Annotated in this window: 15 protein-coding genes and 1 pseudogene; 8 read left to right on the top strand and 8 right to left on the bottom strand. The window is 52.6% G+C overall.

Features of this window, described 5'->3' with window-relative positions; translation table 11 throughout:
- From prfB to xerD, 4 genes and pseudogenes are all read right to left on the bottom strand, one after another.
- Positions 1-124, bottom strand: a pseudogene (gene prfB / locus ACRCWW_RS00720) (peptide chain release factor 2); the annotation flags it as partial.
- 89 nt (positions 125-213) lie between these two features.
- Positions 214-1947 (bottom strand): single-stranded-DNA-specific exonuclease RecJ, encoded by a 1734-nt coding sequence (gene recJ / locus ACRCWW_RS00715; protein WP_438680675.1) that lies wholly within the window; start codon positions 1945-1947, stop codon positions 214-216.
- Between the two features lie 5 nt (positions 1948-1952).
- Positions 1953-2666, bottom strand: coding sequence for a bifunctional protein-disulfide isomerase/oxidoreductase DsbC (gene dsbC, locus ACRCWW_RS00710; RefSeq protein ID WP_438680674.1), 714 nt, complete (start codon positions 2664-2666; stop codon positions 1953-1955).
- Positions 2667-2694: 28 nt separating this feature from the next.
- Positions 2695-3591, bottom strand: a complete 897-nt coding sequence (xerD, locus tag ACRCWW_RS00705) for a site-specific tyrosine recombinase XerD (protein WP_438680673.1) — start codon at positions 3589-3591, stop codon at positions 2695-2697.
- 99 nt (positions 3592-3690) lie between these two features.
- On the opposite strand from xerD, the gene fldB reads away from it, so the two are divergent.
- Positions 3691-4212, top strand: a complete 522-nt coding sequence (fldB, locus tag ACRCWW_RS00700; RefSeq protein WP_438680672.1) for a flavodoxin FldB — start codon at positions 3691-3693, stop codon at positions 4210-4212.
- 4 nt (positions 4213-4216) lie between these two features.
- On the opposite strand, the gene ACRCWW_RS00695 is transcribed toward fldB, so the two are convergent.
- The gene (locus tag ACRCWW_RS00695) at positions 4217-4627 is read right to left on the bottom strand and encodes a protein YgfX (RefSeq protein WP_438680671.1); all 411 of its coding nucleotides are present in this window, start codon (positions 4625-4627) and stop codon (positions 4217-4219) included.
- Positions 4608-4874, bottom strand: coding sequence for an FAD assembly factor SdhE (gene sdhE, locus ACRCWW_RS00690; protein ID WP_438680670.1), 267 nt, complete (start codon positions 4872-4874; stop codon positions 4608-4610). The genes ACRCWW_RS00695 and sdhE overlap by 20 nt, the downstream gene beginning before the upstream one ends.
- 247 nt (positions 4875-5121) lie before the next feature.
- Between sdhE and ygfZ the strand changes: the two genes are divergently transcribed.
- From ygfZ to ACRCWW_RS00665, 5 genes are all read left to right on the top strand, one after another.
- Complete coding sequence (ygfZ, locus tag ACRCWW_RS00685; protein ID WP_438680669.1) at positions 5122-6105, top strand: tRNA-modifying protein YgfZ; 984 nt, start codon at positions 5122-5124, stop codon at positions 6103-6105.
- 67 nt (positions 6106-6172) lie between these two features.
- Entirely contained in the window at positions 6173-6997 is an 825-nt protein-coding gene (locus tag ACRCWW_RS00680; protein WP_438680668.1) for an AraC family ligand binding domain-containing protein, read from the top strand.
- Between the two features lie 87 nt (positions 6998-7084).
- Positions 7085-7804: an AzlC family ABC transporter permease gene (locus ACRCWW_RS00675; protein ID WP_438680667.1), complete on the top strand. Its 720-nt coding sequence runs from the start codon at positions 7085-7087 to the stop codon at positions 7802-7804.
- Positions 7805-8119: an AzlD domain-containing protein gene (locus ACRCWW_RS00670; RefSeq protein ID WP_330982791.1), complete on the top strand. Its 315-nt coding sequence runs from the start codon at positions 7805-7807 to the stop codon at positions 8117-8119.
- A gap of 18 nt (positions 8120-8137) precedes the next feature.
- Entirely contained in the window at positions 8138-9295 is a 1158-nt protein-coding gene (locus ACRCWW_RS00665) for a hypothetical protein (RefSeq protein WP_438680666.1), read from the top strand.
- A gap of 136 nt (positions 9296-9431) precedes the next feature.
- Here ACRCWW_RS00665 and trhA read toward each other — a convergent pair whose 3' ends face one another.
- Positions 9432-10091, bottom strand: coding sequence for a PAQR family membrane homeostasis protein TrhA (trhA, locus tag ACRCWW_RS00660; RefSeq protein ID WP_438680665.1), 660 nt, complete (start codon positions 10089-10091; stop codon positions 9432-9434).
- Positions 10092-10251: 160 nt separating this feature from the next.
- Entirely contained in the window at positions 10252-10563 is a 312-nt protein-coding gene (gene yqfB, locus ACRCWW_RS00655; RefSeq protein ID WP_438680664.1) for a N(4)-acetylcytidine aminohydrolase, read from the bottom strand.
- A 50-nt stretch (positions 10564-10613) separates the two neighbouring features.
- On the opposite strand from yqfB, the gene ACRCWW_RS00650 reads away from it, so the two are divergent.
- Positions 10614-11342, top strand: a complete 729-nt coding sequence (locus ACRCWW_RS00650) for a MurR/RpiR family transcriptional regulator (protein WP_330982787.1) — start codon at positions 10614-10616, stop codon at positions 11340-11342.
- 120 nt (positions 11343-11462) lie between these two features.
- On the top strand, positions 11463-12896 hold the full coding sequence (locus tag ACRCWW_RS00645) for a 6-phospho-beta-glucosidase (protein ID WP_438680663.1): 1434 nt from the start codon (positions 11463-11465) through the stop codon (positions 12894-12896).
- The last annotated feature ends 215 nt before the right edge of the window (positions 12897-13111 follow it).

Genomic DNA, 13111 nt, shown 5'->3' with positions numbered 1-13111 from the left:
CAGCTCGGCGTTTACTTCTTCCAGACGCTCTTTCTTGGCATCATAGTCAAAGATACCCCCTAAGAACGTCAGAGCGCTCCGTGAGGTCCTGAATGCGATTTTTTACCGGATTAATTTCAAACATGGTCGATTATCTTTTCTGGGCTTGTCTAAATGCGGTGTAAGAGCGGGATTTTAACGGATCTCCGCCCTTTTTTATAGCGATTACTGATGCTAAATCGGCCAGATGTTGTCAATGATAATTTGCAGACTGCGGTTGCCGCGAAACTCATTAATGTCCAGCTTGTAGGCCAGTTCCACTTCACGCACGCCGTTATCCGGCCAGCAGGTGGTGTCGACGTTAAAAGCAATACCATCCAGAAGCGGACCGCCACCGACAGGCTCCACCATCACTTTCAGATGGCGTTCGCCCACCAGCCGCTGTTGCAGCAGTTTAAAACGCCCATCAAACAGCGGTTCCGGGAACATCTGGCCCCACGGGCCAGCATCTCGCAGCATTTGCGCCACGTCCATGGTCATCTCCGCCGCAGACAAAGGCCCGTCAGAAACGATTTCGCCCTGCAGCAGCGCCGGGTCCAGCCATTCGGTGACAAGAGAGCCAAAGCGCTGCTGGAACTCATCGAACTTCGCCTCTTCCAGCGATAACCCCGCAGCCATCGCATGGCCGCCGAATTTGATCATCATGCCGGGATACAGCGTGTCCAGACGCTCCAGCGCATCGCGCATATGCAGACCCTGAATCGAACGCCCTGAGCCTTTCAAAGTGCCATCACCCGCAGGGGCGAACGCGATGACCGGGCGGTGAAAACGCTCTTTGATGCGGGAGGCGAGAATACCGACGACACCCTGATGCCATTCCGGATGATACATCGCCAGACCGCCAGGCAGCGTTTCGCTGCCGCGTTCAAGCTTCTCGCACAGCGTCAGCGCTTCGGCCTGCATGCCTTGCTCAATCTCTTTGCGCGTCTGGTTCAGCGCGTCGAGTTCGTTAGCCAGTTGACGTGCTTCGCCGATGTTATCGCTCAACAGCAGTGCCACGCCTACGGACATATCATCGAGCCGCCCCGCCGCGTTCAAACGCGGGCCGAGAGCAAATCCAAGATCGCTGGCGGCCAGTTTCTGCGCATCACGATTGGAGACTTCCAGCAGCGCCTTGATGCCCGGACGACACTTTCCGGCACGAATACGGCTCAGGCCCTGCCACGTCAGAATCCGGTTATTGGCATCCAGTGGCACGACGTCCGCCACCGTACCGAGCGCGACCAAATCCAGCAATTCAGCAAGATTTGGGATCGCAATGCCCTGAGCCTCAAACCAGCCCTGATCGCGCAAGTGGGAACGTAAAGCGAGCATCAGATAAAAGGCAACGCCCACGCCAGCAAGGGATTTGGACGGGAAATCACACTCTCGCAGATTCGGGTTGATGATGGCTTCAGCCGCAGGCAGCGTGTCACCTGGCAGGTGGTGATCGGTGACCAGCACCGGGATGCCCAGCTCGTGTGCGCGTTCAACGCCCGCATGAGATGAAATGCCGTTGTCGACCGTCATGATAAGCTGTGCGCCACGCGCATGAGCCTGGTCAACGACTTCCGGGCTCAGGCCATAACCATCTTCAAAACGGTTAGGCACCAGATAGGAAATGTTGCTGCAACCGAGCTGGCGCAAGCCCAGCACGCTAAGTGCTGTACTGGTCGCGCCGTCAGCATCGAAGTCGCCAACCACAATAATGCGTAGCCCTTCGCGGAAGGCGTTGTAGAGGATTTCAACGGCTTTTTCGACGCCGTTCAGCTGTTGCCAGGGCAGCATGCCCTTCACGCTACGCTCAAGATCGGCGGCAAAACGCACGCCACGACTCGCGTATAACCGCTGTAACAGAGGCGGTAACTCAGCCGGTAGCTCCGCTGAGTTACCCACCTCTCTGCGGCGAAGTTGGATCTGTTGTTTCACGCCGCTTACTTACCGCTGGTCTGTTTTTTGTGCTCATCGAGGAACGCTTTCATTTCTTGCGGCCCCTGATAGCCCGGCACGACATAACCGTCATTAAGGACGATGGCCGGTGTCCCGTTCACGCCAAACTGCACGCCCAGCGCGTAATGGTTGGCAATGTTGATGTCGCAGCTGGCGGCCTGTACGCCTTTACCGTTCATCGCGTCATCAAAGGCTTTGTTGCGGTCTTTCGCGCACCAGATGGATTTCATGTCCTGCTCAGCCTGGCTTTGCACACCCTGACGCGGGAAGGCCAGATAACGCACGGTGATCCCCAGCGCGTTGTAATCTTTCATCTCTTCATGCAGCTTGTGGCAGTAGCCACAGGTGATGTCCGTGAACACGGTAATCACATGTTTTTCCTGCGCGGCTTTGTAGACGATCATCTCTTTTTCCAGCCCGTTAAGCTTGCCCATCAGCAGCTTGTTGGTCACGTTGACGGGCGCTGCGCCGCTCACGTCATACATCGGGCCCTGGATAATGTGCTTACCGTCTTCGGTGACATACAGTACGCCGCTATTGGTCAGTACCGTTTTCATACCCGCAACGGGTGCAGGCTGGATCTCGGTGCTCTGAACGCCGAGTTTCGCCAGCGACTGCTGAATGGCAGCATCATCTGCATGGGCCACGCCGGAGAACGCAGCAGCCAGCAGAGAGAACATCACTAAACCTTTTTTCATAACCTTTCCTGTCGATTCCGATTTCAGCTCACGCACGCGGGTGATGCTGTTGATGAAGTTGGCGCAGCCGCTCCGTGGCGACGTGCGTATAAATTTGAGTGGTTGAAAGGTCGCTGTGACCCAACAACATCTGCACCACGCGCAAATCCGCGCCGTGGTTGAGTAAATGCGTGGCGAACGCATGGCGCAGCACGTGCGGTGACAGCTTATCGCTGTCGATACCCGCCAGCACCGCGTAATGCTTGATACGATGCCAGAACGTCTGTCGCGTCATTTGCTGCGCCCGCTGGCTTGGGAACAGGACATCTATCGAGACGCCGTTCAGCAGCCAAGGACGGCCGTGCTCAAGGTAATTTTCCAGCCAGTACACGGCCTCTTCACCGAGCGGGACCAGGCGCTCTTTATTGCCTTTACCGATAACGCGAACCACGCCCTGACGCAGGCTGATATCGCTCATCGTCAGGCCAACCAGTTCCGTCACACGCAGCCCGGTAGCATACAGCACTTCGAGCATCGCTTTGTCCCGGAGTTCCAGCGGGTTGTCAATTAATGGTGCCTGAAGCAGCCTGTCGACCTGCGCTTCACTGAGATCTTTAGGCAATCGTTGCGGTAATTTTGGCGACGCGAGCTGAGCACACGGATCGTCAGCTCTGATCTTTTCCCGATACAGGTGCTGAAACAACCGACGCATCGCACTTAAAAAGCGCGCCGAACTGGTGGCCTTATAGCCCCCTTCAACACGCTCTGCGAGCAGTTGCTGCAAATCACTGCCCTGAACGGTTTCTACCCCCAGGTTGCGCTTATGCAGCCACTCGACGAGCATCGTTAAATCACGACGATAGGCGCTGAGCGTGTTCTCGGCGAGATTTTTCTCAAGCCAAAGCGCATCAAGAAATTGTTCGATTTGTGCGAGATCCTTGTCCACATAGCCTCCTGGAAGCGGCAGTACGGCTCATTATGCCTTAAGGCAATACCTTTCTGATACACTAGCGCAAAGTCATAGTCAGCACTGAGAGTTTTCGCGATGAAAATTGGTCTGTTTTACGGTTCCAGTACCTGTTACACCGAAATGGCGGCGGAGAAAATCCGCGACATTATCGGCGCAGAGCTGGTGACGTTACACAATCTGAAGGACGATTCCCCCAAGCTGATGGAGCAGTACGATGTGCTGATCCTCGGTATTCCGACCTGGGATTTTGGTGAAATCCAGGAAGACTGGGAAGCGGTCTGGGAACAGCTTGATGCGCTTAATCTGGATGGCAAAATCATTGCGCTGTACGGCATGGGCGACCAGCTGGGCTATGGCGAGTGGTTCCTTGATGCACTGGGCATGCTGCATGACAGACTGGCAACCAAAGCCGTGAAGTTTATTGGTTACTGGCCTACAGAAGGCTACGAATTTACCAGCCCGAAACCGGTGATTGCAGACGGGCAGCTCTTTGTCGGCCTGGCGCTCGATGAAACCAACCAGTACGACCTGAGCGAAGAGCGCCTGCAAACCTGGTGCGAGCAAATCCTTGGCGAAATGGCCGAACAGTTCTCCTGACCCGCTACTGCTGCGCCGGTTGTTGTAAAATCGTCCGGCGCAAATCTCGCCACTCCCCGGCATCCATACTGTCTGCGGCCAGCCACAAGTGCGTTCTCTTGCGACCATCCACCCGACGCAGGCGCAGCATCATGCCGCTGTTCATCACCCACGGCGTGCCGAGTAAATCCCACTCCTGATTTTGCCAGCGTAGCCGGGAATCCATCAGCAGTTTGATCTCCCCTTGCGAAGCATTAATGCGACGCTGACTGCGCACGCAGTCAAAGACCACCAGTGAAAGCAGGAGCAACCATAATGGCGTGTAACTCAACGGCCAGGGCATCAGCAATATAAAAGCCGCCACCAGACCGTGGAGTAACAGAGAAACCCATTGCGAGCGCCATGAGACGCGCAAATCAGATTGCCACAGGACCACGTTCCCGATTCCGTGTCTGAATAAGGTGGACCATCCGTTGCAATTCCGTATCTGCTGGCTCGCCATGATTCATCAACCAGTTGAACAGATCCGGGTCATCACATTCCAGAAGGCGAATAAAGAGGCTTTTATCCTCGTCGCTCAGCGTGTCGTACTCGTACTCAAAAAACGGCATGATGGAAATATCCAGCTCGCGCATTCCCCGACGGCACGCCCAGTGGATTCGGGCTTTATTGTTGATGTCCATGTTGTCCTTCCTGAATATCGATACAGAGTAGTTTAACGCGTTTTATGCACTTACTTTACAGGAATATTACGCAATGCGGCTTACCTTCAGAGAAAAACCTTATTCAGTGCAGGGTATTGCATTATTTTTCACAGCGCCTCGTAAAACAGAATAATGGCACAAATGGGCTTCGGAAAGCGCTTGCAATGCGCAATAGCTCTTTTACCATTAGTCATTAATATTGCGTTACGCTATTTGGGACATGACTATGGCTTTTACACCTTTTCCACCACGCCAACCCTCGGCTGCTGCACGCCTGCCATTAACGCTGATGACGCTTGATGACTGGGCGCTTGCCACCATCACGGGCAAAGACAGTGAAAATTATCTGCAGGGCCAGGTGACGGCAGATGTCGCGCAATTAACCGAACACCAACATCTTTTGGTCGCCCACTGTGATGCCAAAGGAAAAATGTGGAGCAACCTGCGTTTGTTCCGTGACGGAGAAGGCTTTGCGTGGATTGAGCGCCGCAATGTTCGCGATGCTCAACTGACTGAGCTGAAAAAGTATGCCGTCTTTGCCAAAGTCACTATCAACCCGGACGATAACCGTGTGCTGCTTGGCGTTGCCGGTTTTCAGGCACGTGCGGCACTCGCCAATCTGTTTTCCGCTCAGCCAGACAGCGAAAATCAGGCCGTGCGTGATGGCGAAAACACCCTGCTCTGGCTGGAGCATCCGGGCGAGCGCTTCATTCTGGTCGTCAACGAAGAAACGGCACAGCGCGTGACTGAAGCCCTTCGCGGCGAAGCTGAACTGAACAACAGCCAGCAATGGCTGGCACTCAATATTGAAGCCGGTTTACCCATAATTGATAGCGCGAACAGCGCGCAGTTTATTCCACAAGCCACTAACATGCAGGCGCTCGGTGGCATTAGCTTCAAGAAAGGTTGCTATACCGGGCAGGAGATGGTGGCACGAGCTAAATTCCGCGGAGCCAACAAACGCGCATTGTGGTCTTTAGCGGGTAGCGCAAGCCGTGTCCCGGAAGCGGGCGAAGATCTGGAAATGCAGATGGGCGAGAACTGGCGTCGTACCGGCACCGTTCTGGCCGCAGCCCAACTTGACGATGGCCGCGTCCTGGTTCAGGTGGTGATGAACAACGATATGGAGCCCGACAGCGTGTTCCGCGTTCGCGATGACGCAGGTTCTCTGCGTATCGAACCTCTGCCTTACTCTCTGGAAGAAGCGTAACGGATCTGTCGCCTGGAAAGTTTTGCCCGGCGACAGCAATTTTATACAAAGCATCGTTGGGGTTCTCATGACCGTGAAAATCAAAGAGCAAACCCACTTCCATCGCGTTGACGCGTTAGGAGGCATCGACATGCTTCAGGCGAGTTATTACAAGCAGCGTTTTGCTCGCCACGTCCACGAGACCTTCTGTATTGGCGTTATCGATCAGGGGGCCCAGCGCTTCTACCGTTCAGGCGCAGAGCACGTCGCGCCCCGCGGCGACATCATTATCGTCAATGCTGACGATGTGCACACCGGCAGTTCAGAACTGGAGAATGGCTGGGCTTACCGGGCTATCTATCCTCACCCGGACATGCTGAACAATATTCTTCGCCAGGTGCCTGACGGGAAAGATTTTATTCCCTGGTTTCCGGATGCCGTCATTCACGATCCCGGTTTGTCAGAACAACTTCTGCTGACCTTCGACATGCTGGATAAAGAAGGGAACAACCTGCTGAAAGAAACGCTGTTGCTCTCTTCCCTGACGTTACTCAGCGTGCGCTATAGCCGCACCCGTAAACCCCCCTTAGAACTGCCTGCCGCCACTCACCGCATTTTGCGCGCCAAAGATTTTATGGATAGCTGCCTGGAAGAAGACCATACCCTGACACGGCTGGCGGAGCTGGCCGGGCTCAGCCACTGGCATTTTCTCAGGCAATTCAAAGCAGTTACGGGGATGACGCCACACGCGTATCTGGTTCAGGCACGTTTGCGTAAAGCAAGGGTTCTGCTGCGCCAGGGCATCCCGATCCTCGACACGTCCATCATTTGCGGCTTTACCGATCAGAGCCATTTCCATCGCCATTTCAAAAACTCCGTGGGCCTGACACCGGGCGAATTTGTCAAAGCGTAAGCCAGAATCACAGCAATAACATTCAATACACCCCTGCCCAGGTTCGATAGCGTTAAGGCATGTTCGTAATGCCCGTTGACGTATCCCATGACTGAATCCAGCACCTGTACCGATCTCACTCGTTCATCGCGCTCTTCGTTTATGCGTGGCGCTGTAGAAATGCTGCCCCTTTGCGTGTCCGTGATCCCCTGGGGAATTCTGGCGGGCTCCATGGCGATTCAGGCAGGTTTGACGTTCTGGCAGAGCGTTGGCATGTCAGCGATCATTTTTGCAGGTGCAGCGCAATTGGTGACATTAGGCCTGACGATGACCGGTGCCAGTATTTTCACCGTCGTGATATCGGTCTTTTTTATCACCTCTCAGCATTTTATTTATGGCCTGACGCTGCGGGAATTTGTTTCCTGCCTGAAAACCAAATTACGTCTGCCGATCGGTTTTTTACTGACTGATGAATTATTTGCCCTGAGCGAAACGAAAGATAAACGTACAGAACTCACGCCCGGTTATATGATTGGCGCTGGCCTGACGTTTTATCTTTCCTGGAATGTGTTCAGTCTGATGGGAATTTTAATGGCCTCTTCTGTGCCTGACCTCGATAAATACCATCTCGATTATTCTATCGTTGCCACATTTATCACCATCGTGGTGCCGATGATCAAAAAAATAAGCACGCTGGCCGGGGTCGCCATCTCGCTGGTGCTCTCAATGGTGTTGAGCTTCTGTCAGTTCGAAGGTGCTGTGGTGCTGGCTGGCCTGACGGGCATGTTCTGTTCCGTGGCGATTGCCGGGATTATCAAGGAAAAATAAATGAGCTGGATATTAATTCTGACGCTGGCCGCGATTGTCTTTTTTAACCGCTACGTTTTCCTTGAGCCCAACGTCCCACTTAAAATACCGGGGATCATTAATAAAGCTTTAAAATACTCAGCGCCTTGTCTGCTAACTGCCATCTGTGGGCCGATTATTTTGATGGATCACGGTGTGGTGCGAGAGTTCCCGATGAACCCTTATTTTCTCGGCGCCGTTTTCAGCGTCATTATTGCCCTGCTTATTCGCAATATTGTCACGGCAGTTTTATTGAGCCTGGCCGTTTTTTACCTCATCAATCATTTTCTACAGTAAGTCGCTACAGGAGCCACTATGCGCCGTCCAGTTAAAGGATATCACCAGTCAACGGAAATAAGGCGTTCTTACGAAATACTGCCTTTTCAGGGGGTGTGGACGTGGCTGACCGGAAAAGAATTACCAGACAGAAAAGAGATGTGGCAAAGCAATTCAACTGAGCGAGTCTTTTGGGCGCTGGCGTGGGTCGTTCTCGGGGTTGCGCTGACATCCTTAGCGGCAACTTACCTTCAAAGCACAACATCGCAAATTCTGTGCTGGGTTAGTGGCGCCCTGTTCGCCACCTCCGGCGCTCGTTATATCGTTGCGACCATTATTCACCATGGCGTTCACGGTCATTTGTACAAATCCCAGCGAATCAACAAAGCGCTGTGTGAAATTCTCTCTACCGTTTTTATCGTTCAGCCTTACGAGTCCTATCGTCAGTTCCACGTCTATGAGCATCATGGCCGTGAATTCTCAACGTTTGAAGACAAAGATCTGGCGGCGATTTATCAACTGGGTTTCACGCCGGGGAAAAGCAAATCGGCTTTGTATGCTCGCTTCATCTGGACCTTACTGAGCCCGAAATTCCACCTGGTATTTTTCTATGGTCGTCTGAAATCCAATCTGATCGGCGTACCGTTTTACCGGTTAGTGATGTCCCTGATTTGGTTTGCCTCTCTGTTTGCCATTGGGCACCTCGCAGGACTTAAGCTCACTCTGTTGGTGATGGTTCTGCCTTTCATCATCCTCTATCAGATGGCCTCGCTGGTCCATTTGCTGACTGAACACGTCTGGCTGGTACGCAAAGAGGGTGAATCGGTGCGCGACAGCCATATCAACAACTGCCTGGCCCGCTTTTGCGGCTCGACGTGTCCGGCAGGTTTCGCGCCTCAGTACTTGGCAAGCTGGGCGAAATGGACAGTGATGCATCTTTTTGTGCATCTGCCGTGCCGGATGCTGTTTGTCCAGGGCTCTCTGGTTTGCCACGACTGGCATCACCGTTACGGCAGCGTGCGTCAATGGTATGACTATGCGCGGTTGCGCGAGATCCACGCGCAGAAATTATCGGCTGAAGAGCGCTACGACTATATCGATATCTGGGGTGTGCATAACGCGCTGGATTACGTGCTGAGTTCCCTGAGCAAGGAAGCGGAAGTGGAGATTGACCATCTGGAGTATCGCCTGAATTAACCCTCGAGAGAGGTGCAAATTAATGCCTTCGGCCTTTGTGCGGCAGGCATTAACCCCTGGTGTTGTTAATGGTCATTGACCGCCTGATCGTCGGTAGTATACGGCTGACGATCAGGTTTTTTTTCGCCTTTAACACTCACACTTTGCCGACATAAAGGTAAATCGCCAGAAAGTGACAGACGCTTCCGCCGAGGACAAAACCGTGCCAGATAGCGTGGTTGTAGGGAATGCGTTTGCAGACGTAAAAGATAACGCCCAGAGAGTAAACAACGCCGCCTGCGGCCAGCAGCGTAACCCCACCCGCAGAAAGCTTCACCGCCAGTTGATACACCACAATCAGCGACAGCCAGCCCATTGTCAGATATGTCACCAGAGAAAGGACTTTAAACCTGTGCGCAATGGTCAGCTTAAACAGAATACCGAGCAGCGCCAGGCTCCAGATGACAATCATTAACCCACGAGCCAGTGCGGAATCCAGACCCACCAGCAAAAACGGCGTGTAGGTCCCGGCAATCAGCAGGTAAATCGCACAGTGATCGAACTTTTTCAGCCAGATTTTCGCTCGCTGATGCGGAATGGCGTGATAGAGCGTCGAGGCAAGAAACAGCAGGATCATACTGCCGCCATACAGGCTGTAGCTGGTAATGGCCATTGCACTGGCATTGGCATCCACAGCCTGCACCAGCAGCAACACCAGCCCGACAATACCGAAAACCAGCCCAATCCCGTGGCTGATGCTATTGGCAATTTCTTCTGCCAATGAATAACCTTGTGCAATTAAGGGTTTGCTCACCATGCTGGACTCCGGAAGGACAAAAATACGATAGCGCACGTCTAGCCTAACTGAGAATGATTTCAGTGAACACCTGTTAGCTAAAATAATTATCTGAATTTAAATTTAACAAAGATAATCATAGGGTTACTTTAAAATTTCACCTCACAGATGTTTCCTGAGACTAAATACACTCAAATTCAATCACATAGAATTGCTGCTGATCCGGGTAAATCTCGGCGATCACCGCTTTGAGTTCATCCAGGGTCATATTTTCCTGCTGAGCATGAAGCTCCGTGAGCGTGTCGAGCGTCACTTCAGAGGTGGCAGTGACGCGCAGCGTGCAGAAATAGCCATCGTCTTCATAGCGACCCACTCGCAGGACGTCACCCGTTTTGAAATGGGATTCGCTGGCATCGCGGATCGTAATGGTTTTGCGCCCGGCCAGAATGTCGTCCTGAAAGCGCTGAAAAAAAGTGATGTCGTTCGGGGCCATGGTATGATTCCTGTATTGAAATTGCTTTGTGAGTGCCTGCCAACGTGAGTATGTTCTCCCACGCCGCCATCGCCAGTCTTAACAATCTTGAGATGATGGTCTACCAGTATGTCATTAAAAATCGTGACAAAGTCATGTATATGACCATTCGTGAGCTGGCGGAAGCGGCAGGCGTTTCCACCACCACCGTGCTGCGTTTTTGCCGAAAGCTCAACTGTGACGGCTACTCTGAGTTTCGGGTGCGTTTTAAGCTCTATCTGGAACAAAATGAACCGCAGCAGAGCAACTTTGGTGCGAGTGAAATTATCAGTTTCTTTAAAAGCGTCAATAATGAAGAATTTGAGAAACTGGCGGATGAAGCCGTCGATATTATTCTGGCCTCTGAACGTATCATATTTGTCGGCGCAGGCACCTCTGGTGCTTTAGCAAAATATGGCGCGCGTTTCTTTTCTAATGTCGGAAAATTTAGCAATCACATTGACGATCCTTATTTCCCTGTCACCAATGATATGGCGAAAAATGCCCTGGCGATTGTGCTTTCTGTTTCTGGTGAAACAGAAGAAATTCTGCGTTTCGCCAGTCAGTTCAGCCTGCACCACTGCAAAGTGCTGTCTATCACCAGTCACGAACATTCACGGCTGGCTAAGCTTGCCGATTTCAATCTCTCCTGGCATATTTCTCAGACACGTATTGGCGGCGTCTACGATATTACGACTCAGATCCCCGTTATTTATATTCTTGAAACACTTGGCCGTAAGCTGGCTAAAAAACTGGCGTAAAAAAACAGCCTGTTTTTTGCATGTAACAAATTACCAGAACATGAATTTGTTATATCGTGACATTTTATTCCCCTTTGTTAGACTCGATAACAATTAATCTGATTATCGAGAAGAGCAAAAATGAAAAAACTGACTCTACCAAAAGACTTTATGTGGGGCGGCGCCGTTGCCGCGCATCAGGTTGAGGGCGGCTGGAACAAAGGCGGCAAAGGCCCAAGCATTTGTGATGTGCTGACCGGAGGCGCTCACGGCGTGCCGCGCGAAATCACTCAGCAGGTGGAGCCTGGGAAATACTACCCTAACCATGAAGCCGTTGAGTTCTACAGCCACTACAAAGAAGACATTAAGCTGTTCGCCGAAATGGGCTTCAAATGCTTCCGCACCTCGATCGCGTGGACGCGGATCTTCCCGAAAGGCGATGAAACCCAGCCGAATGAGGAAGGCCTGAGGTTCTACGATGAGATGTTCGACGAGCTGCTGAAGTACAACATAGAACCGGTGATCACCCTTTCCCACTTTGAAATGCCTCTGCATCTGGTGCAGGAGTATGGCGGCTGGACTAACCGCAAAGTGGTTGATTTCTTTGTGCGTTTCGCCGAAGTGGTGTTTGAGCGCTACAAGCACAAAGTCAAATACTGGATGACCTTCAACGAGATCAACAACCAGCGTAACTGGCGTGCGCCGCTGTTCGGCTACTGCTGCTCCGGCGTGGTGTATACCGAGCACGATAACCCGGAAGAAGTGATGTATCAGGTGCTGCATCATCAGTTTGTTGCCAGCGCTCTGGCCGTGAAAGCCGCCCGTCGCATCAATGCTGAGATGCAGGTTGGCTGCATGCTGGCAATGGTGCCGCTCTATCCGTTCTCCTGCAAACCGGAAGATATGATGTTTGCCCAGGAGTCGATGCGTGAGCGCTACGTGTTCACCGACGTGCAGCTGCGCGGCTATTACCCGACTTACGTGCTGAATGAATGGGAACGTCGTGGCTTTACCATCAGGATGGAAGAAGGCGATACGCAAATTCTGCGTGATGGCACCTGCGATTATCTCGGCTTCAGCTACTACATGACGAACGCGGTAAAAGCGGATGGCGGCAGCGGTGATGCAATCTCAGGCTTCGAAGGCAGCGTGCCAAACCCACACGTGAAAGCGTCAGACTGGGGCTGGCAGATTGACCCGGTTGGCCTGCGCTACGCTCTGTGTGAACTCTATGAGCGCTATCAGAAGCCGCTATTCATCGTGGAAAACGGTTTTGGCGCTTATGACAAAGTCGAAGCAGACGGCAGCATCAACGATGACTACCGCATCGACTACCTGCGTGCGCATGTTGAAGAGATGATGAAAGCGGTGACTCACGATGGCGTTGAACTGATGGGCTACACGCCGTGGGGCTGCATCGACTGCGTCTCTTTCACCACCGGCCAGTACAGCAAACGCTACGGTTTCATCTACGTGAACAAGCACGATGACGGCACCGGCGATATGTCTCGTTCCCGTAAGAAGAGCTTCAACTGGTACAAGGAAGTGATCGCCAGCAACGGCGAGAATCTGTAATTAATCCCCTCACCTCGGCCCTCTCCCCAAAGAGGCGAGGGAGAAAAGACCGCTCCATTCCAGTTCCCTCTCCCCTTTGGGGTGTACGGTCCGGAGACATGGTAGACAGGTGTTCGGGGACATGGTGAACACTATTTAACATCCTTTACCCATGGTTATCGACCTTTTCTTCAGGTCGATAACCCCCACTTTCGTGCTGTACCACCACACTTCAT

The sequence above is a fragment of the Scandinavium sp. genome, from assembly GCF_051650185.1.
In the GTDB taxonomy this organism is placed as follows: Bacteria; Pseudomonadota; Gammaproteobacteria; order Enterobacterales; family Enterobacteriaceae; genus Scandinavium.
This window is presented reverse-complemented; position numbering and strand designations above follow the sequence as displayed.